The sequence below is a fragment of the Paraconexibacter sp. genome (assembly GCF_041602235.1).
In the GTDB taxonomy this organism is placed as follows: domain Bacteria; phylum Actinomycetota; class Thermoleophilia; order Solirubrobacterales; family Solirubrobacteraceae; genus Paraconexibacter.
Genome location: NZ_JBFIGP010000022.1, coordinates 1 through 26,930, shown reverse-complemented (window position 1 = coordinate 26,930; position 26,930 = coordinate 1). Strand labels below are relative to the sequence as shown.

The following is a 26,930-nucleotide window of genomic DNA, read 5'->3' as shown; positions in this document are numbered from 1 at the left end:
CGGGCTCCATCGCGGCCGACATCCGATCCACCGCTCGTCGCGTCACGCGCTCGTGCAGCTCGGAGCGGATCGCCAGGAGCTCGTCGCGCACCTGCTCGAGCTGGGCGTTGCTGAGCACGGCAGGCCCGCGCACCGGCGAGGTCTGGAACGCCTCGTAGGGGCAGTTCTCGACGTGGAAGGCCGCGATCTCGCGCTCGAGCTGCTGGATCTGGCGCTTGAGGTCGCGCCGCATGGGTCCCTCGTCGACCCCCGGGAGGTCGAGGATCGGCGGCAGCGGCGGCCGGGAGCCCGAGCCCTGGTCGGTACGGGTCATCGGGCCTCCCGCTCCTCCCGGCGGGCGGTGCGTGCGGAGCGCTCCATGGCGTCGGCCTCGTCCCAGCTGACCGCCCGGCCGCTGTCCCACGCAGGCGGGCGTCCTCCGGGCCAGTAGCCGACGGCGAGCGTCGCGAGGCTGCCGATCCAGGCGATGAACAGCGCCGGCGCGACCGGGATGCCGACCGCGGAGGCGAGGCCGGCTCCGATGCCGAACACCCCGAGGAAGCGCGTCAGCAGCCCGACCCGCATCGCCTCCAGCGACGTCAGGGAGACCCACACCCCGAACGCCAGCCCGGCCAGGCCCTGCACGACGTTCACCACCCGGCGGGTGCTCTCCTGGCGCCCGGCCTCCAGCAGGTCCTGTGCGCGGTCGAGGGTGCGCGGACCGGAGTCGACGAACTCCCTGCCGATGTCGCGGACCTGGAAGAACGTGTAGACGGTGCAGGCCACGATGATCACCGCGGAGACCGAGCCCGCCACGGCGATGAGGCCGCTGTGCGCCGGGTTGCGGCCCTTGATCGCGCGGTAGAAGAAGACGGCGATCGCGATGACCAGCAGCAGGCCCAGCGAGCGCAGGACGAGCGCGGCGACCTGACCGCCACCGCTGCCGCCCACGTCCAGCAGGAACGTGCGGTCGTTGGCGGCCCCCGCCTGCCGGCCGACGTCGCTGGCGCCGATCGGCAGCGCGGCGAACGTCGCGACCACGGACAGCAGCCCGAGCGTCCCCGCCACGCGCCCGTAGCGGCGCTCCTGCTCGGTGTCGACGGGCGGGATCTGGGCGACGTCGCGGCCGCCGTCGTCGTCGCGAACCTGCAGCTGCGGCATCAGGCGACCTTCCTCGAGCCGAACGTGCGCACGCGCCGCGTGAGGCGGTCGGCGAACGCGGGGACGTGGACGTGCGCGGAACCGTTGACACCGCGATCGAGCCGCTCGGCGAGGACGGGCACGATCGCGATCGCGACCAGGACGCAGAGCATCAGTTCGAGCGCGACCAGCCAGCCGAGCTGGCTCAGCATCGAGAGCCGGCTGGCGATCAGCACACCGAACCCGACCGCGACCGTGGATGCGGACAGCAGGACGGCGGGCGCGATCTCACGGTGCGCGTCCTCCCGCGCGCGAGCCGGGCTGAGCCCGGCGCGGCGGGCTTGTCGGTAGCGCATGTCGAGAAGCATGCCGAATTCGACCCCGACGGCGAGCACCAGGGGCTCGAGCGCGGCGCCCAGCGGCGTCAGGCGCAGATCGACCACCCGCAGCACGAGCGCCGCGAGCCCGGCGGCCACCAGTGCCGGACCGAGCACGATCACCACGCGCCGCACATCGCGCCAGGCCGCGAGCAGCGCCACGGCGATGAGCAACGCGGCCGCCAGCAGCAGCTCCGGGCGGGTGGACTCCAGCGCGTCGGTGCTCGCCGCCGCAGCGGTCACCAGCCCGGTCGCGGTCGCCTGCGTGCCGTCCGGAGGGCCGGCCATCGCCGACCGGATGCGATCGACGATGCGGCCCTGCTCGGCGACGCTCACCAGCGGGATCCCGAAGCTGAGCTCGGCCACCTTGCGGTCCCGGGAGATCACGGCGTCGGTGAAGTAGCGGGGAAGGAGGCGCAGGATGCCGTCCACCGCCGCCCGGTCCATCGTCGCGGGCTGGTCGCCGGCGAACACGAGGTCCGCGAGATTCGGTCCCGGCTGCAGGCGGCGATCGGCGCGGAGCGCCCGATCGCGGACCTCGCCCACCCAGGCGACGACGGCGGGATCCGTCACGTCGTCCGCGCGCACGGCGATGCGCACCTGACCGCTCGTCCCGAGATCGCGCTGCAGCGCCTCGACGCCGCGCAGCTCCGACAGCCCGGACGGCGCGAGCGTGCGGAGGTCGGTCTCGAGTCGGGTGCCGCCGCTGAGCGCCAAGCCGCCGAGAGCCAGGCCCGCCATCACGGCGAGCAGCGCCGGCGGGGGCGCGACCCAGCCCAGGCGTGCGCGGCTCGGGAGGGCGAGCGGGACGGTGACCCCGCGATCGGTGTGCGCCAGCAGCGCCGGTCCGACCAGCAGCACCGCCGCGACCGACGTGACGGTCCCCAACGCCAGGAAGGCACCGAGTCGATCCAGGAGCGGCACCGAGGTCGCGACGAGGACGAGGAAGCCGAGGGACATGGCCCCGGCGGCGAGGACCAGCGTGGGCCCGACGGACCGGCGCGCGCGGAGCGCGGCGGCCTGGGCCGTGATCCCTCCACGGCGCTCGTGCCAGAAGCGGGCCTGGAGCTGGATCGCGAAGTCGAGCCCGAGGCCCAGCACGACGGGGAGCGCGGCGACGGTCGACACCGAGAGGCCCAGGCCCAGCGGCCAGCTGAGCCCGGTCGCGATCACGGTGCCGCCGAGCGCGAGCACGAGCGGGATGAAGCGGCCTCGGCGCCGACGCAGCGTCAGCAGCAGGAGCATGAGCATGGCGAGGACCGCGATCGGACCGAGACGCAGGATCTCGCTGCGCGTCTCCCGCTCCAGCGCTGCCGCCAGCAGCGGGAACCCGCCGACCCCGGTGCGGACGCCCTCGAGCTTCGCCGCCGTCGTCAGGGAGGCCATCCGCCGCCCGAGGGCGAGGGTCCGTTCCTCGCCCAGCCCGGGTTCCGGGCGCACGATGATCAGGGCGTGCTCGGCGTCCGGGAAGAGCCAGCGGAAGCGCTGCTTCGGCTCGACGCCCGAGCCGAACACGACGCCGTCGACGTAGGAGCGATTCGTGAGCGACGGCAGGCCGACGGAGCCGAGCCGGACCATGAGGTCCTCGTAGTCCTTGGCCTTCGCGCGGATGGTGCGCTCGCGCGCCGCCGCCGCGCGCCGGTCGGCTTCCGCACGGCCGGCGCCGGCCGCGAGTGCGGCCGCGCGCGCGGCGTCGGCCTCCTTCCGGGCCTCGTCGTCGACCGCCCCGAGCTCTCGCTTCAGCACCGTCTCGGTCTGCGCGATCGTCTGGTTCAGGAAGGTCGCGGGCCCGTACACGGCACGCACGCCGTCCAGGCGCGAGAGCCGCCCCTCGAGCTCCAGCAGCTTCACCAGGCTGCTCGAGGAGAGCGTCCGCGAGAGGTCGGCGCCCAGCGTGATGACGATCGGCTCCGCGCCGAAGCGCCGATCGAGCGTGCTCTGCGCACGCCCGATCGATGAGCCATCGCCGACCAGCAGGTCGGTCGACGCTGCCTGCGGCAGCTGTGTCACGCCGGCGATGGCGGCGACGAGCAGAGCCGCCGCGACGACCAGCGTCCTGCGCGCGCGCACGCGTCCTACTTGTCGGCTTCGACTCGTGGGTACTGCCCGTCGGAGGAGGACTCCTTGCCGACGGCGCCGGGCTTGGGGTACGAGTTGGTACGCACGTTGTAGAACGCCTCCCCACCCGTCGCCTTCAGCAGCGTCTCCAGGACCTGCCGCTGCGTCGTGGTGAGCCCGGAGAAGACCTGCGGTCCGCCGACCGGGAACACGCGACCACGCGCGCCGACCGCGTCGCGGCTGGCGAACAGCGCCGGGACGTTGGTGAAGAACGCGGTGATGTCCGGCGCGTACGGCTTGAAGTAGGCGAGCATCGGGTTGAGCTGGCGCAGCAGCGCGTCGGTCGGCCGCACCAGCTTGGCCAGGCTCTTGGACGCCGGGGTGAGCTCCTTGAGGAGCGGATCGATCCGCTCCAGGAACGGCTCGAGCTCCGCGAAGAGCGTCCGCGTCGTGCGCGACGTCGGCTCGAGATCGCGGATCGCCGGTGCCAGGTCGATCGCTGCGAGCCGCAGATCGCGGACGGTGGGCGTCGCCCGGGCCGAGAAGCCGGCGAGCGTGTTGACGCTCTTCCGTGCCCGGTCGAGCGTCGCCGGCAGCTCGGCGATCGCGTCACGCAGTCGCGCGTCACGATCGGCGGCGGCCTCCGCCGTCGTCTTGGCGTCGGTCACCAGGCCGCGGAAGGCCGCCTCGCGCTCACCGAACGCCTCGAGGACCTCGCCGGTGTTGTCGATCAGCGCCGCGAGCTGCTGCTTCTGCGGCTCGAGGACGTCCATGAGGCGACCGCCGCTGGCGACCGCGGGCTTCATCGCCCCGAAGGTCCGGTTCAGCTCGCCGCCCTTGCCGTCGAGACCGCCGCCCAGGCCGCGCATGTTCCTGCGGACCTCACGACGGGTCTCCGGGTCCATCGTGGAGAGGATCCGCTCGAGCGGCACGGACTCCTGGTTGGCCTCCAGCGGCAGCGTCGCCCCCGAGGGCAGTTTGCCGGTCTTGGGGTTCCCCGGCACGACCTGGAGGTAGGACTCGCCGACCAGGGTCTTCGTGCGCACCTTGACGGTGGCGTCCCGATACAGCTGCTGGTGATCTTCCTTCTCGATCTCGAACTTGACCTCCGACAGCCCGCCCATCGGCTCGACGGTCCGGACGCGCCCGATCTTCACGCCGTCCCGACGGATGTCCGAGTTCGGGACGAGGTTGAAGGAGTCGGGCACCAGGGCCTTGGCGTTGTACGGGTCGTTGAGGCGCAGCCGGCCGCCGGCGGAGACGAACAGGTACAGGAACATCGCGACGCAGACCAGCGCGAAGCCGATGAGGCCGAGGGTCTTTCCGCGGAGGTTGTTGACGCGCATGACCTACTTCCTGTCCTGAGGCTTGGCGACGCCGCCGAGGCTGTCCGTGCACAAGGGAAGCCTGCGGAGGTTGGAGCCCGGCATCAGTGCTCCAGGCGTGTCCGAGTCGTACGTCAGCTGGGCACGCGGGAAGGCGCCGTAGGCGTCCTCGAACTTCAGCACCGACTGCGTGTTGGGGAAGAAGCGCTGCAGCTCCTTGATGCACGTGTCCGTCTGCATGGTCAGCCGGTCGTACGCCGGTGCCTGCCGCTCGAGTCCCTGGAACGCCTGCAGCAGGGAGGTGGAGGTCGGAGCGAGCTGCTTGGCCATCTTGTCGAGCTCGGTCACCGCCGGGCGCAGTGCGCGAAGGGCGGGTCGCGACTCGCGCCCGAACTTCTGGAGCGCGTCGAGACCGGACTCGAGGTCGGCGGCGACGGGTTGCAGGCTACGCAGCGCCGGGTCGAACTCACTCGACAGGGTGCGGACGCTCGCGAACGAGCTGCGCATCACCGGCAGCAGCCGGGCGATGCTGGTGAACGTCTGCCCGAAGCGCTCGTCGTTGCGGGCGAGCTCGCCGAGCGTCGCGTTGCCGGCCGTGACGAAGGTGTTGAGCTCCTTGTCCTTCTTGGCGAGCGCGTCGCTGAGGGTGCCGAAGTTGTGCACGAGCCGGCGCACGTTGCGCTCGCGGCGCGCCAGCACCTCGGTCGTGCGTTGCGCGACCTTGAGGAAGGGCGCGGTCGCGGCGAAGGTCTCCCGCAGCTTCACCCCGCCGTCGTCCAGGCCCTTGCTCAACTCGCTCAGGAGGATCGTCATCCGTTCGCGGGTATCGGCGTTGAAGGTGTCGAGGACCCGCGAGATGTCGACCGGCGTGCTCGTCTGCTCGCCGGCGATGATGTCCTTCTTGGTGGCCTCGCCCGCGCTCTTGTCGCCGCGGTCGATGACGTTGACGTACAGGTCCTGCAGTGGGGTGACCGGACGGATCCGCATGCGGGCGTTGCGGAAGATCGGGCCCCACTTCTCCTCGATCTTGAGCGTCAGGACAGCGCGCCCGTCGACGAGCTTGGACTCGGAGACGACACCGACCTTGACGCCGTTGATGCGGACCTGATGGCCTCCCGGGAAGACGCCCTTGACGTCGTCGAACTCGGCCCTGACCTCACGGTAGTCCTCCCACGGCCGGGAGAACGTGAGGTTGCGGAAGATGCCGGCGAACGCGGCGACACCGAGGACGGCGAGGATCAGGAAGAAGACGAACGGACGGAGCGACCGCCTGATCTCCAGCAGCAGCCGTGAGTTCACAGGGCACCTCCGATCGCATCAGCGAGCTTCTTGACGAGTGTTGCGGCATCGCCGCCGCCGGACGGCGCCCGGGACGATCCCGACGACGTGGTGGACGGCCGCGGGCGGGAGGACAGGCGCTGCTTCTTGGTCGCCGGGCCTCCACCGAGGTACGCGGCCGCTATCGCCTGGAGATCCGAGCAGTCCAGCGTCGGCGATCCCTGGAGGATGTCCGTGTAGCACGGCATCGCGCCGATGGCCTTGTCGCTGGTCTCGATCGCGTGGAACCGCTGGACGTGGCCGCGGCTGTCGAACTGCTGGGAGCTCGACTGCACCGCCGCGAACGTCGGGCCGATCGCCTGGAACATCTTGAGCCCGGTCACGTCGCTCTTGGTGTCGAGCGCCGGGATCAGCTTGTCGTTGAGCCGGTCGAACGTCGGGTCCAGGCCGTCCATCAGCTTGACCCCGGAGGTGCCGGCGGCTCCCAGCCGCGACAGCGCCGGACGCAGCGACCGCAGCATCGGATCCGTGCGCGCGAGCAGCGGGGTCAGTTCGCGCAGCGCAGGGCGCAGCGCTGCCGACGCGTCGTCGAGCTTGCGCGAACCGGGCCGCAGATCCTCGGCGATGGGGTCGAGCTCGTTCAGCGTGGTGCGGAGCCGGACCATGGTGGAGCGGGTGTCACGCAGCGTCGCCGGACCCTGCTGGAGCATCTGGCCGAGATCCGCGCGTCGCGCGGCGGTGACGCCCAGGGCCACGTTCCCGTTGGTGATGACCTGTCCCAGTTCGAGCTCGTTGCGGGCCAGTGCGCCCATGAGCCTGCTCGAGTTGCGGATCACGCGGGTGAGGTCGCCCCGCTGGGTGCCGCGCAGCGCGTCGAGGCCCGGTCCGACCTGTCGCATGGCGGGGCCGAGGTTGTCGATGGTCGGGCCGGCCTGCGAGTCCTTCTCGGGGTCGAACCCCTTGTCGAACTCGCGGAAGATGGCCTGCATGCCCGACCGGCTCGGTGCGTCGACGGAGGCCAGCACCTGGTCCAGCTCCACCTGGGCCGTGGTGCGCTCCATGGGGATCGTCTCGTCGCCGAGCTTCTGCGGGTCGGCCCCGGGCTCGAGCTCGATGTAGAACGCGAAGCCCAGCAGCGTGCGCCAGTAGATGCTCGCTCGGGCGTCGCGACGCAGATCGATCTCGCCGTTGTCCTTGTTGATCCGCATGGTCACGACGACGCCCTCGCCGTTCTCACGACGGTCGACCTTCTCGACCTTGCCGACCTTGACGCCGCGGACGCGGACCGGGGTCTTCGGGGAGACGTTGGCCGCCGTGCGGAACTCGGCCTTGATGGTGTCGCCGCCCTTCGGCAGGAACGGCAGCGTCCCGCCGAGGAACGCGAACATCATCACGAGACCGAACAACCCGAGGAAGAGCGCCCCGTTGCGCATCAGCTTGGGCCGGTGCGTGCCGGGGATGAACTCGAACCGCTTCATGAAGCCGCGCATGGTCAACCCTCCGGCGTCGCGTTGACCGTGCCGCCGGTGGGTGAAGGCGTCTCGGTGTTGGATGTGCAGGGCGGCGGATACGGGCTGCGGTTGGTGCCGGTCGCCCCGATGGCGGCAGCGGCACCCTCCAGACCCGTGACGGACTCCGGGGAGGGCGTGATCACGTTGAAGCGGAGGTAGCCGCCCTGGGCGTTGCCCCAGGCCAGGGCGTCCGTCCAGCGGCGACCCCACTCGATGAAGTCACAGCCGTAGCGGCCGAGCCGCTCGACGGTCGGCTTCGCGTTGTCGAGCGTCGACTCGAGCTGCGGCAGCAGCGGCCGCGTCGTGTCGAGCAGCTCGAGCGTCGGGATGACGGCGCGGTCGGCCAGCCTCAGCGTGGCGTCGGCGTCCCGGAGGCCGGGACGGGCCTCCCGCAGCAGTGCCGCCGTCTGACCGAAGGCACCCGGGCCGGCCTTCAGGACCGGACGCATGCGCGCCGCGAACCCCTCGGTCTCCTTCACCAGGGCGTCCACCGAGGGCAGCCGAGAGGACATCGTGGAGAACGTGCCGGGAGCGGCATCGAGCGTCGCGCGCAACTCGTCCCCGCGGTCGCTGAACGGTCGCAGGGCCTTGGCCTCGGGCGCGAACCCGAGCCGGATCTGCTCGCGGACGGGGTCCGCGGATGCCGCGGCGATCGCGCTGCCGCGAACGAAGTTGCCGGCGGCGTCCTGACGGTCGGCGATCGCCCCGAGGACCTCATCTGTACCACGGAGCATGTCCGGCGCGGCGCCGATCGTCTCGTTGAGATCCTCGCCGCGAGCAGCCATGCCCTTGCCGAACTCCCGCAGGAACTGCTGCGTCTTGACGCGCGTCTCCGGGTCGAAGGTCCCCAGGACCTCGTCCAGCGCACGCGTGGCCTTGGTCTGGCTCGAAGGGATGGTCGCGCCCTCGGGGAGCGGCTCGCCGCTCTTGCCGGAGCGGATGTCGACGTAGCGCACGCCGACCGCGCTTCGGGGCCGGACCTCGACCACCGAGTCGGACTTCAGCGGCTTGTACTTGGGGTCGATCTGGAGGTCGACCACCGCCTTGCCGTCGTCGACGCGCGGGTTGAGCACCTGGCCGACGATCTTGCCGCCGAGGCGCACCTGCGCATGGGGCGCGATGTTGTCGGCGTCCGTGAACTCGGCCTGGAGGTTGTAGTACCCCCGCCCGGGGATGCTGTTGGGCGCGTTGAAGCCGATCGCCACGAACACCAGCGTCATGCCGATGCCGAGGAGCCCGAGGGCGATCATGAAGCCACGGCCGCGCTGCTGAGCGGCGGGGCGCTCTTGGAAACGTGTTCTCATGGACCCAGGAGGTAGTTGAGGAGCTTCGCCGGGTCGCTCTGCGACGACCCTGACCCTGTACCGCGCTTGGTCTGGAGACCGCCGAGCAGTCCGCCGACGGCCTCCTGGACGGAGTCGCCGACGCCCTTGAGCCCGGACTCCAGCGCGTCCTTCACGGGCTTCTTCGGGATCGGGGACGGGGCGGGCTTGCTCGGAGCGGCGTCAGCCGGTGCCGGTGCCTTCGCCGGCTTGCGCTTCGTCGGTTTCGCCGCGCGTTGCTTGCGCTGCTTCGCCACGGGGACGGGCGCGAACTTCGAGATCGCGGAGGCCAGCGCCTCGGTGTCGAACATGATCCGCAGGCGGAAGTGATGGCCGAGGCCGTCCGCGTTGTCGGTCACGCGCGTCCACCCGTTCATGAACGAGATGAAGTCGATCCACCCGCGCTTCACGTCGAGCGTGTCGATCAGCGGCTGGGACTCGTCGGTGAACGTCGCGAGCCGCTGCGCGGTCGGCCGCAGCAGCTTGAGGGTCGGCGTGCTGCGGCGACCGAGCTTCGACAGGGCCGGCGCGACACGGGTCGCGGTGGCGAGGGTCTCCGAGGCGTCCTTCGCGAACTGCGGGGACCGCGCGAGCGTCGCCGCCAGCGCGGGTGTCGTCGCCCTGAGGTCACGGGCCGCGGGGGTCAGTTGCGTCGAGGCGGCCTGGAGGCGCTCGAGCGTCCCACGCAGCTGGTCGATCGCCTGCGGGGCCCCACGCACGGTCTCGCCGAGCTTGCTGCGGCGGTCCGCCACGGTCTGCAGGGCGTCGGCGGCGCTGTCGATGAGCGCGGCGAAGTCCTCACGCCCGGCGTTCACCGAGGCGATGACCCGATCGCCGCTGACGATGGCCCGCTCGAGCGCCTCGTTCTCGTCGTCGATGTCGGTCACGACCTGACGAGCGCTGTCCAGCGCGCGGGGCATCTCGTCGAGCGTGCGGTTGAAGTCCGCGCCACGGCCCGCCATGGAGATGCCGGCCTCGTTGATGAGGATGCGCAGCGCGCCGCGGGTGTCGGGATCGAGGATGTTGATGGCATCGTCGAGCTCGACCGGCACGTCGGTCTTGGACCTCGGGATCATCGACCCCTCGGGCTTCGGGCGCGACAGGTCGCCCGGATCCAGATCGATGTACTTCTCACCGAGCAGGTTGACGGGGCGGACCTTCGCGGTGGCACCGTCCCCGATCGGTGCCGCGCCCTTGTCGAGCTCCATCTTGACGACCGCGTTGTCCTGGTCGTCGAGGCGGATGTCCGTGACCTTGCCGGCCGCGACGCTGCCGATCTTCACGTTGTAGTTCTTCAGGATGCCGCCGGCGTCCTTGAACGTCGCGTATGCGACGTACTTGTCGTCGCCGCCGGTCTTGCCGGCGATCAGGATGGCGACCAGGAGCACGAGGGCCAGGCCGACCGCGGTGGGTGCGAAGCGCGAGATCATCGGTCGGACGGGTCCTTGGTGGGATCGATGCCATCGGGCGTGATGCCGCATTCGGGGATGAACCAGGACTTGCCCGCCTGGTAGCCCGGCGGTCGTGTCAACGCGTAGCCCTGGCCGGTGAGCTGCGTGAACTGGCCCGAGTTCACGGGCGGCGTCGCGCTCGATGCGGTCGCCGACGTGTTGGGCTGGATGCGGCCGTAGTGCCCGATGCCGTCGAAGTTGCTGGCCATGCTGGCCCAGACGGTCATCAGGCCGATCATCTCCGGCGCGTACGGACGGATGCAGCCGACCATCGGAGCCAGGTCGGCGAGCGCGGGCGTCGCCTTCGCCGAGAAGGGCTGCGAGCGCTCCAGGAGCGAGGTGATCGCGGGCGACGCCTGACGTGCGGTGCGGAACGTCTGCACCGCGACCGGCACCGTCCTGCGCAGCGACGCGAGCGACGGGCGCAGGTCCTTGGCGAGGCCGCCGAGCTCGCGCGCGCCGGGCTTGAGGTCGGTCAGCAGCGCGTCGAGGTGCCCGACGGAGGTGTCGAGCCGAGCCAGCGTGCTGCGCGTCTCGCGCATGGCGGGGGCGAACTCGTCGAGGGACCCCTTGATCCCGGTGGTGTTGCGCGCGAACTCGTTGAAGGTCGACGCCGCGACCTGCACCAGGCCGGAGAGATCGTTGCGGCGGGCGGCGAGCGTCCGCGTCACGCGGTTGGTGTTGGCGACGAACGCCCGGAGCGCGGGCGCGTCACGCACGAGGTCGTCGGCGAACCCGCCGACCGCCTCGAGTCCCGGGCCGGTCTCGGTGACCGCCTCGCCGAGCTCCTTCTGGCGCGGGCCGAACGTTCCTCCGGTGCCCTCGAGCATGCTCTGCAGGGACGCGCGGGTCTTGCCGTCGAAGGTGTCGAAGATCTGGTCGAACTCGGTGGCCTCGACCGTGTCCTTGTTGGTGATGATGCCGCCGTCGGGCAGCTCGGGAGCCGTCTTCGGACCGGGCTCGATGTCGATGATGCGCGTGCCGTTGCCGATCGTGGACCCGAAGCGCATGACCGCCTTCGTGCCGCGGTGCAGCGGCCAGACCCTGTCGTCGTCGATGCCGAGGGTGATGATCGCCTGGCCGTCGACGTTCTCGATCTTCTTGACCTTGCCGGCGTCCAGGCCGTCCACCCGGACGTCGAGGCCCGAGTAGACGCTGACGGCCTCCGAGAACACCGCGCGGATCTCGTGCTTCTGCGTCCGGGTGCCGTAGACCCACAGCGCGAAGACGACGAACGCGATGATCCCCACGATCACCCAGGGGTGATCGATGAAGTACGCGCCCGTCCTGCGAAGGCGTCCGCCTCCGCCGTTGTCCCCCTGCCCCGGATCGATGTCGACCCGAGGCGCCTGTGCCGTTGCCACTCCGAACTCCTCCCTTGGACCCCTGCTCGACCCTCAGCCGCCGACCGGCGCGTTGGGTTCGAGGCCCCAGAACAACATCGTCATGCCGGCTCCGAAGACGTGGAGCAGGATGAGGTTGAGAATCATCGACTTCGCCGTCGCTGTTCCCACGCCGACCGGGCCGCCGCTGGCCTTGTAGCCGTAGAACATCCCGAGCATCACGATCACGGTGCCGGTCACGAAGATCTTGAGGAACGAGTAGAGGTAGTCGATGGGCGTCGAGAACGTCCAGTGCACGTTCTCCCAGCCGCCCTGCGAGACCTCTCCGATCTGCAGGATCAGGATGAGGTAGTTGCCGACGTAGTGGAACGCGGTCCCGAGGATCCACAGGAAGGGGAACACCATCCACGCGGCCACCAGACGGGTCGCGACCACGTAGCGCATGGGGTTGATGCCCATGGACTCCATCGCGTCGATCTCGTCCTGGATCCGCATCGATCCGATCTCGGCGCAGAGGCCACATCCGACCTTGGCGGACAGGATGTAGCCCCACATGTACGGGATCATCTCCCGGATCGCGCAGTAGGACGTGAACACGCCCGAGTACACGGTGGCGCCATAGCCGCGAAGGACGTAGTTGGCCTCCGTACCGCAGACCACGCCCATCATGAACAGCATGAAGCAGATGATCGCGGCGGATCCCGTGACCAGGATCCCGGCCTGACGGATGATCTCCGCCGAGTAGCGCCAGACGCCGCGCAGCTCCATGATGGTGCGTCCGAAGAACGTGCCGATCTCGGCGGCCTCGCTCAGGATGTTCCGGACGGGGCCGCGGAAGCCGGCGCCCACACGGCTCCCGACGCTCGGGCCGCCGACGTCCCCGCGAAGGCGCGGAGCGCGAATGACTGATGCTTCCATCGTCGTCTCCTTCCGTGCCTTAGTGGAGGTTGCCGGTCTCGGGGAACGCGGCCAGCAGGACGTTCGTGAACAGCGAGTTGAACACCCAGATGCCGGCGAACGCGATCACGACCGCCTGGTTGACCGCTCGGCCCACGCCTTGGGCGCCGCCCTTGACGTTGAGGCCCTTGTAACAACAGGCGATGGCGATGATGAAGCCGAAGCCCGTCGTCTTGAGCACCGACCCGAACAGATCCGGGAACGTGAAGTTCGAGGAGAACGTCGCGACGTAGCCGGCCGACGTCTCGTTCCAGACGACCACGGTCGCGATCCAGCCGCCGAGCACGCCGAAGGCCAGCGCCAGGATGTTCATGAGCGGGGTCATGATCCCCAGCGCGAGGAAGCGCGGGGTGACGATGGTGCGCACCGGGTCGAGACCGAGGACCGCGAGGGCGTCGAGCTCCTCGCGGACCTTGCGTGCCCCGAGGTCGGCGCAGATCGCCGTACCGGCCACGCCCGCGATCACCATGCCGTTGATCCAGCCGGCGAACTCGCGGATCGACGCCATCACGAAGAACGCGCCCTCGCGATCGACGGTGCCGAAGATCTGGGTGAGGTTGGCGGCCTGCAGTCCGGGCGCGCCGAAGCCGAACGCGATGGTCGAGATGATCATCGGGATCAGGCACCGGCGGAGGATCAGCCAGGACTCCTCGACGAACTCGTCCTTCCAGCTGTAGGGCGGCGTGAACGTCGCCACCACGGCCTTGCCCGCGAGCAGCATCATCCCGGCGACCTGATCGAGGACGCCGAGCGGCGCCTCGGCCATGCGCCTGCCGCTGCGGCCGGGCGCGCGTGGAGGACCCTGCACCGGTGGTGCGACGGTCCTCTGTGCTACTGACGCCATGTGACGCTCACCTCTCGCATAGCTCCTCCCGAAGCTCCGACCACAGATCCCCTGACCTGGTCCCTCCTGTGGTGATCAGAGCCTGTCCGATCACCGTGCGGGCGGAAATCGCCCGTGGAGGGAGAACGCATCCCCCCCCTGGGGGAGAACCGACTCCCCCCGCGCCAGCCTCACGCCGGCGCGGCGCTACTCCATGCCCAGCGGCCCCGTCAACTTGCGGTTGAGGAACTGCTGGACGAACGGGTTCTCGGAGTTGAACATCTCCTCCCGTTCCCCTGCCTGCACGATCCGGCCCTTCCACAGCACGGCGAAGAACTCGCCGGCGAGCCGCGCGGACTCGATGTCGTGCGTGATGATCACGTAGGTGCCGCCGTGCTGCTCGTGCATCTGCGTGACGAGCTCGCACAGCAGCGCGGTGCGGACCGGGTCCAGGCCGGAGTCCGGCTCGTCGAACATGACGATCTCGGGCTCCAGGACGAGAGCGCGCGCGAAGCCCGCGCGCTTGCGCATGCCGCCGGAGAGCTCGTTCGGCAGCCGGCCCCCGGCGTGGGTGAGGCCCACGTCGGCGAGACGGGCGTTGACGATCTCCGCGATCTCGCCTTCGCCGAGATCGGTGTGCTGGCGCAGCGGGAAGGCGACGTTGTCGTAGACCGACATCGAGCCGAAGAGCGCGCCGTCCTGGAAGAGGATCCCGAACTTCTTGCGCACCTCGAGAAGCCGGCTCATGGTCATCTTGGAGAGCGACTCTCCGTGGACCATCACCTCGCCCTTGTCCGGGAACAGCAACCCGATGATGTGCTTGATGAGCACGGACTTGCCGGTGCCCGAGGGCCCGAGCACGACCGTGACCATGCCCTCGGGAATGCCGAGGTCGAGACCCTGGAGGATCTTCGCGCGGCCGAACGCCTTGTGGACGTTGCGCGTCTCGATCGACCAGAACTCGCCGGGCTCACGCTCCTGCAGGGTCACGGAGCCCTGATGCAACGCGTGCTCGTCGGTGTACTCGGCGGCCTGATCCAGCAGGGACATGCCCTCAGGATCCAGCTGCCGTCCACCGGCGAACTGCGCGTCCATCGCCGCTGATGCTCCGTTCTTCCCCAGCCCTCGAGCCATACGAGTCCTCTCCTCCTCGTTCACACGAGCGGGAGTTCGCGGGCACGGTGCCCCGCGGTCCTCCCACCGCTCGTGCAGCATATGCGGCCACCGACGGCGCCCGCTCGTTCCCAGGGGGGGATCTCCACCCCCCTTTTGGGCGGTCACGACAAACGGACGGTGCCCCGTGGGCGTCGTGCGCCCCGCCGAGCGATGGTCCGCGAGGTCAGCCGACGTCGCGGTTGCGCCGCGCGATCTGCGCCAGCACGTCGTCCTGCGTCAGCTCCTCGAGCCCGTTGGCGCGACGCCGGCGGTTGGTGATCTCCAGGAGATCCATCGCGTCCTCGGCGTCGAGCTCCATCTTCGCGGCCTGACGCTCGGCCGGATCCCAGTCGACGAGATCGGCGCCCGTCCCCCAGGTCATCTTCCCCAGCGCGAAGAAGAACGCGAACGTGCCGCCGAAGAAGATCAGGAGCATCCAGCCGATGCCGATCGAGGCCAGGGTCACCGGGCCAATGTACCTGTGTTCCCGGTGGCACGGGACGCCTTGGCACGAACGCGTCGTGGCCGCGGACCCTTTCGGGTTCGCGGCCACGTGAGCGTTCCCACAGGAGGAAGGCGTGCGGCGGGCGGTGCCGCCGCGGAAGATCAGGCGGTGACGCCGTCCTTCTCGGCGATCATCTCGCGGTACATCGGGAACAGCGGCTTCGTGAGCGGCACGAGCTTGAGGATCTTGTTGACCGGCCCCTTCGCCTTGACGTGCCCCTTGGCGAGACCGACCGCCAGGTTGTACTCCCCGCGCCAGTACTTGTCGGCGATGTCGGACGGCATGAACAGCTTGACGTCCGCGTCCTCGTTGTCCCCGCCGTCGACGACCTCGATGTTGTCGCCGTGCATCTTGATCAGCATCGGCGCTTCCGGATCCGTGTAGTAGATCTGCAGGTCGATGTCGGCGGTGGCCAGCTTCGGACCGACCTCGTTGTCCTTGGCCGCGCGGAACACGCCGCCGATGTACTTGTAGACCTCTTCGGTGTCCTTGAAGAACGGCACGACAGCCTCCTGAGTGGTTGATGCTCGAGTGCAACGACCGTAGTCGCGCCACGTCGAGCCGCCATCCCCCCGAGGGAGGATTCTCACCCCCCCTTCCGAGCGCACGGGCCGGCGGGCGCGCCGCGATCCCGCGTGCCTCGTTCGTCGACGCCCACACGCCGACGCAGGCCGTACGAAGCAGGCCGTCACCCGATCGGGGTAAGAAGTACCCGCCTGAGGGCCATGCGCGGGGGTCACCGCCGCACTACTGTTTCGCCATGGCTGTGGAGGCGCGCCGAGGGACGCTGCACCCTGCCGGTCCTCCGGTGCACTCCGTGCTGCGCGGAACCGAGAGCGTCTCGCTCGAGGAGATCAACCGCCGCTGGGGCCTCGTGATCGAACGCGAAGGCGTGGCCGGTGACCGCGTCGAGCGGGCGATACGTCGCGCGACACGCGACGGCGGCTTCGACGACGTGGACCCTCGCTGGGTCGACTTCCTCGCGAGCAACCTCCAGGTCTGCGCGTTCCTGTCGCAGGAGACCGCCCGCGTCCTCGACCGTGCCGCCGACCGCTGCCAATGGGGCGAGATCTCCCGCAGCATCACGCTCGAAGCCTCGATGCTCGTGCGCCAGGCACAGGCCCAGGTGCTCTACGCGATGGACCTCGAGCCGCTCAGCCGGGAGACACCGATGGACTGCGCCCGCGCGCAATGGCACGGCGGCCGCGCCTGGCAGCCCGCGCGGCAGATGCTCGAGCGGCTCTCCCTGCGCGACGACTGGGCGGAGATCCTGGTGGGCGTCAACCTCTGCTTCGAGCCGCTGGTCGCCCAGCTGATCAGGTTCGAGTGGGGGACGCGACTGGCCTCGGAACTGGGGGACACGACCACGCCGATCGTCGCCGAGGCGACGCAGATCCAACAGGCGTGGCTGCGGGACTGGACGGTCGCCACGCTGCGCGCGCTGCTCGAGCATCCCTCCCACGGCGAGGCCAACCGGTCCCACCTGCGGCGCTGGCTCGCCGCGTGGGGGGAGCGCGCCCGCGAGGCCGCCGCGGCACTGACCACGCTGACCGCCGACCTCCCGGATCCGGCTGCCGGCACCGAGTCCTACGCGCGCGTGTGTGACGATCACCGGGCGATCGTCGCCAGCCTCGATCTCGACGGGGGCCACGCATGACCCCCCGGGCGTCAACCGCGCTGGGCGTCCTGCTGCGTCAGCCTCACGTAGCGGGAGACGGCCTCGGCCCGGTTGCTGGCACGGAGCTTGCGCAGGATGTGCTTGACGTGGGACTTCACCGTGCCCTCGGACACGACGAGCTTGCGCGCGATGCCCCCGTTGGTCTCGCCCAGCGCCATCAGTCGGATCACGTCGAGCTCGCGAGGCGTGAGCAGCGCCTCGAGGCGGCTGTCGGCAGCGACGAACACCGCGGCGGCCGAGCGGGCGACCGACTGGTTCTCGTCGTCGAAGCGGGCGACCTCGACCTCGGCGTCGCAGAAGTCGTCCATGATCGCGAGGATCGACGAGTTGGCTCGGCGGACCTCCTGCCGCAGCGCACCCAGCCGCGTCAGCAGCACCGCCCGCTCGTACGCCTGGCCGAACCCCTCCGCGAACATCCACAGGAGATCGCGATCCACCTCGTCCACGGTGCGGCGAGCGACGTAGGCGTCGGCGTGGATCAGGCCGATCACCTCACCCTGCGGCATGATCGGAGCCGCCACGTACGAACGGGTCTTGGCGACCGCCGCGAGCTCGGGGTGGACGCGCGGATCGGCCGCGGCATCCGGGACCAGCACCGGCCCGCGGCGCCGCAGCATCTCCGACTCGAGCAGCAGGTGGTTGATCTCCAGCGGCGACGAGCGTCCCGTCCGCACGATCTCGGCCGCCCACTCGGGGTCGCCCTCGATGTGGCAGCCGTGCACCGTCCCCACCGCCCCGTTCATCGTGGTCAGCATGACCCGGTCGAAACCGCACCGGGCGACCTCCACCGGCAGCCGCGTCAGCATCTGCTCGACGTCGCCGATGCTGCGCAGCCGCGCGAGAGCTGCGTTCACCGCCGCGAAGCCTCGCAGCCGCCGCGCCTGACCCTCGTCGCGGATGTCGGCGAAAGCCCGCCCGTGACGCAACAGCAGTCGCGCGGCGACCGCGCGGCGACGATCGTGCTCCTCGCCGACCGACGTGTCCTCGAGCGTTCTTACCAACCATGCACCGGATTCGACGAGCATCTGTTGTGCGGATCCCACATCTCGCGGCTCCTGCACGCCGGTAGGGTCATCCGCGGCGAGAACCGCCGCGTCCCGCCAGATGTCGAGGACCGTCGCGGCGAGCCCCGGATCCTCCAGGGGCGGCCCATCGCTCCACTCCTGCTCCACCGAGCCCACCAGACTTCCTCCCGCATAGACGATCCAGCAGCAGCGACGATAGCGCCGGCCGACGCGGGGAGGCGTCGGCTCCGTCGCAGGAGGAGAGCCAGTTGACCGAGATGCCAGCCGGAGAGATGACATCCACAATGACCCCTATTGACCCACAGCGCATGGCGGAGTTGACCGCCGAGTTCTTCAACGGCGGCGCTCACGATCCGCTGCTCGGAGAGCGCCTCGCGCTGGCGCAGACCACCGTCCACATCCACTTCTCGGACGAGGCCGGCGTGACGCTCGACCTGACGAAGGCCCCGATCAACGCCGAACCCCGGATCATCGGGACGGCCGAGGTCGAGCTCTTCGGGACGCCGGAGCTCTTCGTCGAGATGGTGAACCGCCAGAAGCAGATGGCGATGGCCATCACGCGCGGCGAGCTCGCCTACGAGGGCCCCGTCCGCAAGTTCCTGCGGATCGTCCCGATCATGCGTTCGCTGGACTTCAGCATGTGGGCCGAGCTCCGGCCGGACCGTCCGAACGGAGCGGCGCCGTCGGAATCCGATTGATCTAGCCTGAAGGGATCGTGCCAGCCATGGGGGAGGTCGCACCGCTACGAGCCGCATCGCCACCGGCGGCAGCGTGGCCGCCCCGCGTCTCGGCGACGGCGACGGACCTGCGGCTCGGCGTCCGGACCGTCGAGGCCTTGGACCGCGCGGCGCGCGTCCTGGACTGGGACGTCTGGGATGGCGAGGCGGACGCCGAGCGCGCCACCCGCAGCCTCGTCTCGGTCGCGTGCGCCGCGGTCAAGGACCGCATTCGCGACGCGGGGGAGCTCGGGCGCGACGCCCTCGTCGAGCTGTGCGAGCTGCTCGTCGACCTGGAGGAGCTGCGCCGCGACTTCGACACCGCGGAGGTCGCCGACCGCCTGCAGGCGCTCACCGGCATGCAGGCCGGCCTCGCCCGACTTCGCGGCGTCGCGTCCGTCTCGGCGATGCTCGACCTCGCGCCGCTGGAGGTGTGCCGCTCCTGCGGCTTCGACCGCGCGATCCTGTTCCGGCTGCACGACAGCCAGCTCGTCGCCGAGGCCGTCCACTACGAGAACGACCCGGACGGCGCTGCGGAGCTCCTGGGCTTCGCGCGGGAGAACCCCGTCGCGCTGACCCACATGCTGCTGGAGACCGAGATGGTCCGCCGGAGGATCCCCATGCAGGTGCCGGACGCCAAGAACGATCCGCGCGTGTACCGGCCGATCGCCGACGCGTGCGACACGTTCTCCTACGTGGCCGCGCCGATCATGCCGGAGGGTCGGGTCATCGGCTTCCTCCACGCCGACCGCTACTACCAGCGGCGCATCGTCGACGAGTTCGACCGCGAGATGCTGTGGGCGTTCGCCGAGGGCTTCGGGTACGCGTTCGAACGCACGGTGCTCACCGAGCGGATGCGCGCCCAGCGCGATCAGGTCCGCGGGATGGTGCAGTCGACGGAACAGCTCATGAACGAGCTGTGCGACACGGAGATCGCCGTCGCGACCGTCGAGGGCGAGAACTCCGCGACCGTGGGGCGGGCCGCGGCGATGCTCGCGTCCTCCCCCTCCAGGATGGACCAGCTCCTCACGCGCCGCGAGGTCGAGGTGATCAAGCTGATGGCGGCCGGCGAGACGAACGCGGGCATCGCGAACCGGCTGGTCATCAGCGAGGGCACGGTGAAGTCCCACGCCAAGCACATTCTGCGCAAGCTCCGGGCCGCGAACCGCGCCGAGGCGGTGTCGCGCTACCTGCGGATCAGCGCGCTCGGCGACCGGCAGTAGCCGTGGCCGTCGAGGGTCACGATCTTGTCCGCGACGGCCGCCCCCAGATGCTCATCCCGAGTCGTCACGAGCAGGCTGGTGCCGCGTTCGGCGTGGACGGCCCGCAGCGCGTCGACGACGAGCCGCCGGGTGTCGGGGGCGAGCCCGTCCTCCAGCGCGTCGATCACGACCAGCGGCGACCTGAGCGCGAGCGCCCTCGCGAGCGCCAGGCGCTTGCACCCGTCGCGCCCGAGGTCCGTCGGGCGATCATCGGCACGCGCCTCGAGACCGAAGCGGGCCAGCTCCTGCCGGGCGATGTGCTCCAGCCGGCGCCGCGGAACGCGGCCCACCTCACGCATGGGGAACGCCACGTTCTCCAGGACCGTCGCCCGCTCGAACAGCCCGTAGCCGCCATCGCCCTGGAACACGACGGCGAGCCTGCGCTGCAGGGTGCGCCGTGCCCGCGCGCCCATGCGCGCGACGTCCTTGCCGGCGACCACGACCGCTCCTTCGTCGGCACGGTCCAGGCCGACCAGCAGCCGGAAGGCGAGCGTCTTCCCGGACTCGGCGGGTCCGACCAGGGCGACGGCCTCCCCCACGCGGGCGCCGAAGCTGACGCCGTCCAGGACCCCTCCGCCGGCGGCGCGGTACCGGACCTCCACGAACTCGAACGCCCACGCCATCCCCGCAGCTTCGCCGTGCAGCCTCGCGTCCCTGCCCCGCCATCCCACCTCCCTCGGAGAGCCCGTGTCCACACCGCCTGAAGTCCGCATCCGCGACCACCTCGCGCGGCGGGGCACGGGCACGTCGGTGGAGCTGCACCGCCTGATGGGCACGTGGGGGCTCGGCACCGAGGACGCAGGAGCGCGCGACGTGGTGGCCGCCGCGCTCGACGACGTCGGTATCACCGTGACCCCACGCATCGCCGATGCCCGCGCGGACCAGGTGATGACGCTGACGCTGACGCGACCGCCCGCGCCGTCCGAGACGCCCGCGCCGTCCGAGGCGCCGCCGCCCGCTCCGTCCGCGCCGCGGCAGGCACCGCAGCCGGTGGGCGTCGCCTCGCCGGCCCTCCCGCGCACCCTGCTCACCGTCGGGGCCTCCCTGCTCGTGCTCTCGCTGTTCCTGCCCTGGTTCCGCGGCGAGACCGGGGGGATCGCCGCGCCGGACCTGTCCACCGGGTGGCAGTGGCTCTCCGTCCTCGACGTCTACCTCGTCCTCGTCGTCGTGCTCACGGTGCTCCTGCTCGCTACGGACCTGATGGCCGACCTCGGCCCGCGGGCGGTGGCAGCGGCGGCGGCGCTCGCGTTCGCCGCCACGGCCCTGCGCACCGCGTCCCCACCGGAGGACCGCATCGAGGGGTTCCTCCTGGAGGTGAGCGTGAGGATCGGCCCGTTCGCAGCGCTGCTCGCGCTCGCGCTCGTGCTCGCAGGCGCTGCACTGCTGGTCATCTCTCCCGCCCGGGAGGGGACAGTCCTCCCTGATGGGCAGGCGCGGGGCGCGGCGCCGTCCTAGGGTCGGTTCGTCACCCCAGAACCGGAGGAGCCCCACCCATGACCACCACCGCCACCGCCGCGATCCTTCGCGAGATCGGCGAACCGCTGACCCTCGAAGAGGTCCAGGTCGACGCGCCCGGCGAGGGCGAGGTGCTCGTGCGGATGCGGGGTGCCGGCATCTGCCACACGGACGCCACCGGCATGGACGGCACGATCCCACTCCCGCTCCCGAGCGTGCTCGGGCACGAGGGGTCGGGCGTCGTCGAGGCGATCGGCGAGGGCGTCACCGACCTCGCGCCCGGTGACCATGTGGTGCTCTCCTTCGGGCACTGTGGCGACTGCACGTACTGCAACAAGGACCGGCCCGCCTACTGCGAGATGTTCGCGCCGCTGAACTACTTCGGCACGCGGATGGACGGGACCGTGACGATGCACCAGGGCGACGAGGACATCCACGGGTGCTTCTTCAGCCAGTCGTCGTTCGCGACGTACGCGATCTCGCTCGCGACCAACACGGTGAAGGTCGCCAAGGACCTCCCGATCGAGCTGCTCGGACCGCTGGGGTGCGGCCTGCAGACCGGGGCCGGCACCGTCCTGAACGTCCTGCGACCCGAGACGGGCGAGAGCATCGCGATCTTCGGCATGGGCGGCGTGGGCCTGTCCGCGGTCATGGCCGCGAAGATCGCGGGCTGCGACCCGATCATCGCGGTCGACATCAACGACGAGCGACTGGCGCTGGCGCGGTCCCTCGGAGCGACGCACACGTTCAACGCCAAGGAGACCAAGGACCTGGTCTGGGAGATCATGGGCGTCAGCGCGCCCGGCGTGCACTACGCGCTGGACGCGGTGGGCACCAACGAGGTCATCCGCCAGGCGCTGGAGTCCACGCGCACCCCGGCGGTGGTCGCGACGGTCGGCTTCCAGGGCCTGGAGCACGACATCACGATCGACCAGGGGCACCTGCTCGTCGGCCGGACGCTGACCGGCGTCATCGAAGGCGACTCCAACCCGCAGGACTTCATCCCCGCGCTCGTCGAGCACTACGCCAACGGGGAGTTCCCGTTCGACAGGCTCATCAAGACGTTCCCGTTCTCCCAGATCAACGAGGCGTTCGAGGCCGCGAACAGCGGCGCGGTGGTCAAGCCGGTCCTGCTGTTCGACTGAGCCGAACCCGCGAGCCCGGTCAGAGGGACTGGCCGGGCTCCCACGTGTCGTCCGTCGACGGACGCGCCGCCGGGGCCCCCTCGCGCTCCGCCTCGTGGGCCCGCACGTGCAACCCGAACTTGCGGCGCTGCTCCTCGATCCGCTGACGCTTGGCGTCACGGTGGCGCTTGCTGCCGTTCTGGTGCATCGTCACGGCGCTCGCGACGATCGGGCCGAACACCAGCGCCCACGTGCCGAGGACGAACGCGTACATGAACCAACCCGCTCCTCCGAGACGGCTGATCATCGACAGCCCGAGGATCGCGGGAATCACGAACCCCACGACGCACACGCCGATCAGGCCGATGCTCGAGAGCTGCGAGAACAGGTCGGCGAAGCGCTGGCGGAGTGATCCCTCGCGCGCGAGATCGTCGTGCTTCTTGGGATTCGGTGTCCGCATCGCTCGCTGCTCACGGTAGCGCTTGTCACCACGGCCGCGCACCTGTGGAACGTGAGCGCGTCGCGACCGGTCGGTCAGCCCGCCGGCTCGCTCCGGGACGCCGCGCGCCATAGTGTCGCCCCGTGCGCCACCGACCGATCGCCTTGCTCACGCTCGCCGCCATCGCAGGCTTCGCGCCCGCCGCGTCGGCGGCCCCACCCACGGTGCACGCCCACCGGGGCGGCGCCCTGTCGTTCGGTGACCCGGTGCTGCCCGAGAACACGCTGCCCGTCTTCCGCAACACCGCGGACCGGTTCCCGGGCACGTGGCTGGAGCTCGACAGCGTGGTGTCGAGCGACGGGGTGCCCTTCGTCATCCACGACTCGACCCTCGACCGCACGACCGACTGCGCAGGCCCCGTGGTGCAGCACACCGCTGCCGAGATCGAGGCGTGCCGCGTCGACGTGCTCGGAGTCAGCTCGACCCTCGCTCCCGCCCCCGCCGTGCCGGTGGTGCGCGTGCCGCGGCTGGCCGAGGTCCTCGCGTTCGCCCGCGAGCACGAGCATCTCGGCGTCAACATCGAGATCAAGCGCATCCCGGGCGACCCGGGCTACGTCCCGGGCGACGAGGCGTTCGCGACTTCCGTCCTCGACGTCGTGCGGGCTGCCGGGATCCCGCGCGAGCGGTTGATCGTCCAGAGCTTCGACCCGACGAACCTCGACACCGCGCGGCGCGTGCTGCCTCACGCGCAGCTCTCGTTCCTGACGCTCGCCCAGGTCGATGCGGCCGGTCCGGCCTTCGCCGCCGCCCGCGGCTACGACTGGATCTCTCCGGGCAGCGTGCCGAGTCCCGCGTTCGTGAGCCAGGCTCACAGCCTCGGCCTGAAGGTCGTGCCGTACACGCTGAACACGGCGCAGGACGTGCAGGCCGCGAACGCCGCCGGCGTCGACGCGCTCATCACCGACGATCCGGGGATGGCGCGGCAGGCACTGGGTGTACCCGACGTCGCCACACCGGCTGCGCCCGCCGCCCGGAGCCCGCGACAGCGCACGGTGCGGATCACGACACCGCGCCGCTCCCGTCGTCAGGTGTACCGACGCGGCGGCGTCGCGGTCGGCGTGCGGGCCGGGGGACCGACGGAGGTGGCGTTCCGGATCACGCGCGGCCGCGTCCGGGTGGCGAGCGGGATCGTCCGGCTCCGCGGATCGGGCACGCGGCGTGCGCTCGTGCGCCTGACCCCGGCGGGCCGGCGGCTCGTGCGGAGGGCCCGACGTCCGCTGCGCCTGGTCGTCCGGGCCGTGGTCGATGGCCGCCCCCGCCCGGCGCGCGCCGTCGTCCTGCGCTGAGCGCGCGGTGGCACGCCGCCCGCGCCGCCTGCGACCTCAGTCGATCAGGCCGCGCCGATAGGCCTCCGCGACGGCCGCGGCACGGTCGTGCACGCCGAGCTTGCGGTAGATCGACTGCAGGTCGCCCCGGACCGTGGCCGGGGCGTAGTTGCGACGTTCGGCCACGACGCCGGTGGAGTAGCCCTCCGCCGTGTCCTGCAGGAACTGGAGCTCACGCTCCGTGAACGCCGGTGTGCGGAAGTCGCCGTGCTCGCGCAGCACGCCGGCCAGCAGGCCCTGCGCGTCGGCGTCGAAGCAGGTCGCACCCCGCGCGATGGCGCGCACCGCCGTGACGATCTCGCCCGTCGATGCGCTCTTGGTGAGGAAGCCCACCGCGCCCCGGGACACGGCCTCGACCACGATCGGGCCGTCCGGGTCGCCGCTGACCATGACGCAACGCGTGGCGAAGCCCGCGCTCGCGATGGTCGAGACGAGCTCCAGGCCGCCGGACGTGGGCAGGTGGACGTCCAGCAGCGCGATGTCGGGCGGGTCGGCCCGGACCTTGACCATCGCCTCGCGATCGTCAGATGCCGTCCCGGAGAGGCGCAGATCCCCGGACGCGCGGATGCCGTCGGCGAGCGCGTCGCGGAACACGGGGTGGTCGTCGACGACCAGCACGGAGACGAGGCCCTCGGTGGTCACGTACCCATGGTAGGGAGCCGACCACCGGTCCTCAGGCCCCCGAACGGGTGATCGCGTCCTCGATCTCCTGCTCGAGGGTCTCGGGCGCGAACGGCTTGCGCAGCACCGCGCGGACGTCGGCGCGCCGCCGCACGCGTTGCAGGCCCGCGGGGTCGCCGGTCATCACGATCACCGGGACCGGGCGCCGCCCCATCTCCTCCAGGAGCTGATCGACCACGGAGTGCGCGCCGTCGCTCGGCTCCACCTGATCGGTCACCACGACGTCGGGGCGGTGCTCGCGCAGCAGGTGCACGGCGGTGTCGGCGTCACCCGCCTCCAGGACCCCGAACCGCCCGCGCAGCAGGATCGCCAGGGTGGAGAGCACCGTCGCGTGATCGTCGATCAGGAGCACGACCGGGGTGCCGGCGTCACGCGCGGCGCGGACCGGCTCGACCGGGACGGGCGCGGTCGCGTTCTCCACGGGACCCGCGGGCCGCTCGCACGGGAGGGCGACGATGAACCGGGCGCCACCGAGCGGCCCGTTCTGCACGCTCACGTCCCCGCCGTGGGCACGGGCCACCTCCCGCGCGAGCGCCAGGCCGACGCCGGCGCCGCCGTCGGCACGTGCGCGGACGCCGCGGCGGAAGCGCTCGAAGATCCGCTCGCGTTCCGCAGGGGCGACGCCAGGACCATCGTCGTCCACGATCACCGAGACGACGCGGTCGGAGACCAGCTCGACGGTGATCCGGACCGTTCCCCCGCGGTTCCCGTGCTTGATCCCGTTGCGGATCAGGTTGGAGACCATGCGGGAGACCTGGCGCTCGTCGTAGTTGCCGAAGACGGCGGGTGGCAGGTGGAGCTCGAGGTGCACGTCGCGAAGCGCCGCCTGCGCCTTGAGCCTGCCCGCCTCGCGCGCCACGAGGGCGACGAGGTCGCAGCGCGTGGGAAGCCGGTCGGACGACGCCCCCGCTTGGAGGGAGGCGAGCGCCAGCAACTCGTCCACGCGGCGTCGCAGTTCCACGGTCTCCCCGCGCAGCCGCCCGACGTGGTCGGGGTGGTCGGCCAGCGGGCCGCGGGCGAGCAGGTCGATCTCCGCGAGGATCACGGTCAGCGGCGAGCGCAACTCGTGGCTCACGTCCCCGAACATCCGTGCACGCAGCGCCTCGGACTCACGGAGGGCGGCAAGCGCCGCGACGCGGCGCTCTTCGAGCGTCGCGATGCGCGCCACGAGCAGCCGCAACGCGAGGAGCGTCGCGACGATGGCGGCGACGGTGGTGGTCGCGACGGCTCCCACCCCATCGAGCCCCAGGGCGGCGAGCGACCGGGTCGCGCCGATGAACACCAGCGGGAGCGCCACGGCGCCCGCCGCGCCGACACGGGCCACCAGACCCGCGGCACCGCTCCTGCGCAACCAGGCCAGCGGCTCGTGCTCCGGCTGCTGCAGCGCGAGGGCGACGGCGCCCGCGGCCAGCCCGAAGGCGGTGTGGATCGCGGTACCCGCGCCCGCGGCCCCGCCGTAGAACCCCGCGACGCCCAGCAGGTGTCCGAGCACGGCCCCGTAGGCGACCGCCGCACAGGTCACCAGGCCCGCCACCCGCCCGGCCACCGAGGTCAGGAGACCTCCCAGGGCGAGCGCGGCGAACGCGATCACCGTCGTGGCGGCCGCCCGGCCCGGATGCCCGACGTCCTCGCCGCCACCGCCGAGCAGCTCGTCGAACCGGCTCCCCGCCCCCACGACCCACTCGATCAGGGTCGCCGCCGCCCACAGCAGGACGATCGCGAGCAGCAGCCGCGTCGACCGGCCGGGTCGCAGCGCCGCCGCACCCACCGCCCCAAAGGCCAGCGCGCTGTACGGCACCATCGCCGGGCTACCGGGGAGCATCCTCGTGAGCGCCGCTACGCCGACGGCCCATCCGACGAGCACCAGTGCGGACAGGGCGAGCAGCCCGACCCCCAGCCAACGGACCGCGCGTTCGGCTGTGGAGGACGCCTCGGCTTCCT

General features: G+C 71.1%; 25 protein-coding genes. 6 read left to right on the top strand and 19 right to left on the bottom strand.

The annotated features are described in order from the left end of the window. From ABYE80_RS03330 to ABYE80_RS03265, 14 genes are all read right to left on the bottom strand, one after another. Positions 1-313, bottom strand: a 313-nt coding sequence (locus tag ABYE80_RS03330) for a hypothetical protein (protein ID WP_372788651.1), incomplete at its 3' end; no start/stop codon positions are given. Continuing rightward, complete coding sequence (locus tag ABYE80_RS03325; protein ID WP_372788650.1) at positions 310-1,140, bottom strand: DUF4386 family protein; 831 nt, start codon at positions 1,138-1,140, stop codon at positions 310-312. The genes ABYE80_RS03325 and ABYE80_RS03330, both read right to left, overlap by 4 nt. Further along, positions 1,140-3,566 (bottom strand): MMPL family transporter, encoded by a 2,427-nt coding sequence (locus tag ABYE80_RS03320; protein WP_372788648.1) that lies wholly within the window; start codon positions 3,564-3,566, stop codon positions 1,140-1,142. Before ABYE80_RS03320 ends, ABYE80_RS03325 begins: the two co-directional genes overlap by 1 nt. 5 nt (positions 3,567-3,571) lie before the next feature. Then, positions 3,572-4,900: an MlaD family protein gene (locus ABYE80_RS03315; RefSeq protein ID WP_372788647.1), complete on the bottom strand. Its 1,329-nt coding sequence runs from the start codon at positions 4,898-4,900 to the stop codon at positions 3,572-3,574. Between the two features lie 3 nt (positions 4,901-4,903). Next, entirely contained in the window at positions 4,904-6,178 is a 1,275-nt protein-coding gene (locus ABYE80_RS03310; RefSeq protein WP_372788645.1) for an MlaD family protein, read from the bottom strand. After that, a complete protein-coding gene (locus ABYE80_RS03305; RefSeq protein ID WP_372788643.1) occupies positions 6,175-7,647 on the bottom strand; it encodes an MlaD family protein in 1,473 nt (490 codons plus the stop codon). Before ABYE80_RS03305 ends, ABYE80_RS03310 begins: the two co-directional genes overlap by 4 nt. Positions 7,648-7,649: 2 nt before the next feature. After that, positions 7,650-8,972: an MlaD family protein gene (locus ABYE80_RS03300; RefSeq protein WP_372788642.1), complete on the bottom strand. Its 1,323-nt coding sequence runs from the start codon at positions 8,970-8,972 to the stop codon at positions 7,650-7,652. Then, positions 8,969-10,420, bottom strand: a complete 1,452-nt coding sequence (locus tag ABYE80_RS03295; RefSeq protein ID WP_372788641.1) for an MlaD family protein — start codon at positions 10,418-10,420, stop codon at positions 8,969-8,971. The genes ABYE80_RS03300 and ABYE80_RS03295 overlap by 4 nt, the downstream gene beginning before the upstream one ends. Next, positions 10,417-11,805, bottom strand: a complete 1,389-nt coding sequence (locus ABYE80_RS03290) for an MlaD family protein (RefSeq protein ID WP_372788639.1) — start codon at positions 11,803-11,805, stop codon at positions 10,417-10,419. The genes ABYE80_RS03295 and ABYE80_RS03290 overlap by 4 nt, the downstream gene beginning before the upstream one ends. Before the next feature lie 33 nt (positions 11,806-11,838). After that, complete coding sequence (locus ABYE80_RS03285) at positions 11,839-12,702, bottom strand: ABC transporter permease (protein WP_372788638.1); 864 nt, start codon at positions 12,700-12,702, stop codon at positions 11,839-11,841. Between the two features lie 19 nt (positions 12,703-12,721). Beyond that, the gene (locus ABYE80_RS03280; protein ID WP_372788636.1) at positions 12,722-13,507 is read right to left on the bottom strand and encodes an MlaE family ABC transporter permease; all 786 of its coding nucleotides are present in this window, start codon (positions 13,505-13,507) and stop codon (positions 12,722-12,724) included. Positions 13,508-13,771: 264 nt separating this feature from the next. After that, a complete protein-coding gene (locus ABYE80_RS03275; protein ID WP_372788634.1) occupies positions 13,772-14,698 on the bottom strand; it encodes an ABC transporter ATP-binding protein in 927 nt (308 codons plus the stop codon). A gap of 205 nt (positions 14,699-14,903) precedes the next feature. Then, complete coding sequence (locus ABYE80_RS03270; protein WP_372788633.1) at positions 14,904-15,185, bottom strand: hypothetical protein; 282 nt, start codon at positions 15,183-15,185, stop codon at positions 14,904-14,906. A gap of 140 nt (positions 15,186-15,325) precedes the next feature. Then, positions 15,326-15,727, bottom strand: a complete 402-nt coding sequence (locus ABYE80_RS03265) for a hypothetical protein (protein WP_372788632.1) — start codon at positions 15,725-15,727, stop codon at positions 15,326-15,328. 257 nt (positions 15,728-15,984) lie between these two features. On the opposite strand from ABYE80_RS03265, the gene ABYE80_RS03260 reads away from it, so the two are divergent. After that, a complete protein-coding gene (locus ABYE80_RS03260) occupies positions 15,985-16,881 on the top strand; it encodes a hypothetical protein (protein ID WP_372788631.1) in 897 nt (298 codons plus the stop codon). Positions 16,882-16,892: 11 nt separating this feature from the next. Here the strand turns inward: ABYE80_RS03260 and ABYE80_RS03255 are convergent, their stop codons facing one another. Then, the gene (locus tag ABYE80_RS03255; protein WP_372788630.1) at positions 16,893-18,083 is read right to left on the bottom strand and encodes a LuxR C-terminal-related transcriptional regulator; all 1,191 of its coding nucleotides are present in this window, start codon (positions 18,081-18,083) and stop codon (positions 16,893-16,895) included. Positions 18,084-18,235: 152 nt separating this feature from the next. Here ABYE80_RS03255 and ABYE80_RS03250 point away from each other — a divergent pair, with 152 nt between their 5' ends. Then, positions 18,236-18,625, top strand: a complete 390-nt coding sequence (locus ABYE80_RS03250; protein ID WP_372788629.1) for an SCP2 sterol-binding domain-containing protein — start codon at positions 18,236-18,238, stop codon at positions 18,623-18,625. A gap of 26 nt (positions 18,626-18,651) precedes the next feature. Then, entirely contained in the window at positions 18,652-19,866 is a 1,215-nt protein-coding gene (locus ABYE80_RS03245; protein WP_372788627.1) for a LuxR C-terminal-related transcriptional regulator, read from the top strand. Here the strand turns inward: ABYE80_RS03245 and ABYE80_RS03240 are convergent. Further along, the gene (locus ABYE80_RS03240; protein WP_372788626.1) at positions 19,830-20,528 is read right to left on the bottom strand and encodes an ATP-binding cassette domain-containing protein; all 699 of its coding nucleotides are present in this window, start codon (positions 20,526-20,528) and stop codon (positions 19,830-19,832) included. The genes ABYE80_RS03245 and ABYE80_RS03240 overlap by 37 nt on opposite strands. Positions 20,529-20,592: 64 nt before the next feature. Between ABYE80_RS03240 and ABYE80_RS03235 the strand changes: the two genes are divergently transcribed. Both ABYE80_RS03235 and ABYE80_RS03230 read left to right on the top strand, forming a co-directional pair. Then, positions 20,593-21,360 carry a hypothetical protein gene (locus ABYE80_RS03235; protein ID WP_372788625.1) on the top strand — a complete coding sequence of 256 codons (768 nt, stop codon included), beginning with the start codon at positions 20,593-20,595 and terminating at the stop codon, positions 21,358-21,360. A 38-nt stretch (positions 21,361-21,398) separates the two neighbouring features. Next, entirely contained in the window at positions 21,399-22,505 is a 1,107-nt protein-coding gene (locus ABYE80_RS03230) for an NAD(P)-dependent alcohol dehydrogenase (RefSeq protein WP_372788624.1), read from the top strand. 19 nt (positions 22,506-22,524) lie between these two features. Here the strand turns inward: ABYE80_RS03230 and ABYE80_RS03225 are convergent, their stop codons facing one another. Then, positions 22,525-22,944, bottom strand: coding sequence for a hypothetical protein (locus ABYE80_RS03225; protein ID WP_372788623.1), 420 nt, complete (start codon positions 22,942-22,944; stop codon positions 22,525-22,527). Positions 22,945-23,066: 122 nt separating this feature from the next. On the opposite strand from ABYE80_RS03225, the gene ABYE80_RS03220 reads away from it, so the two are divergent. Continuing rightward, entirely contained in the window at positions 23,067-24,269 is a 1,203-nt protein-coding gene (locus ABYE80_RS03220) for a glycerophosphodiester phosphodiesterase (protein WP_372788622.1), read from the top strand. A gap of 36 nt (positions 24,270-24,305) precedes the next feature. Here ABYE80_RS03220 and ABYE80_RS03215 read toward each other — a convergent pair whose 3' ends face one another. Then, positions 24,306-24,950 carry a response regulator gene (locus ABYE80_RS03215; protein WP_372788620.1) on the bottom strand — a complete coding sequence of 215 codons (645 nt, stop codon included), beginning with the start codon at positions 24,948-24,950 and terminating at the stop codon, positions 24,306-24,308. 31 nt (positions 24,951-24,981) lie between these two features. Then, positions 24,982-26,930: ATP-binding protein (locus ABYE80_RS03210; protein ID WP_372788618.1), on the bottom strand; the 1,949-nt coding region annotated here is incomplete at its 5' end.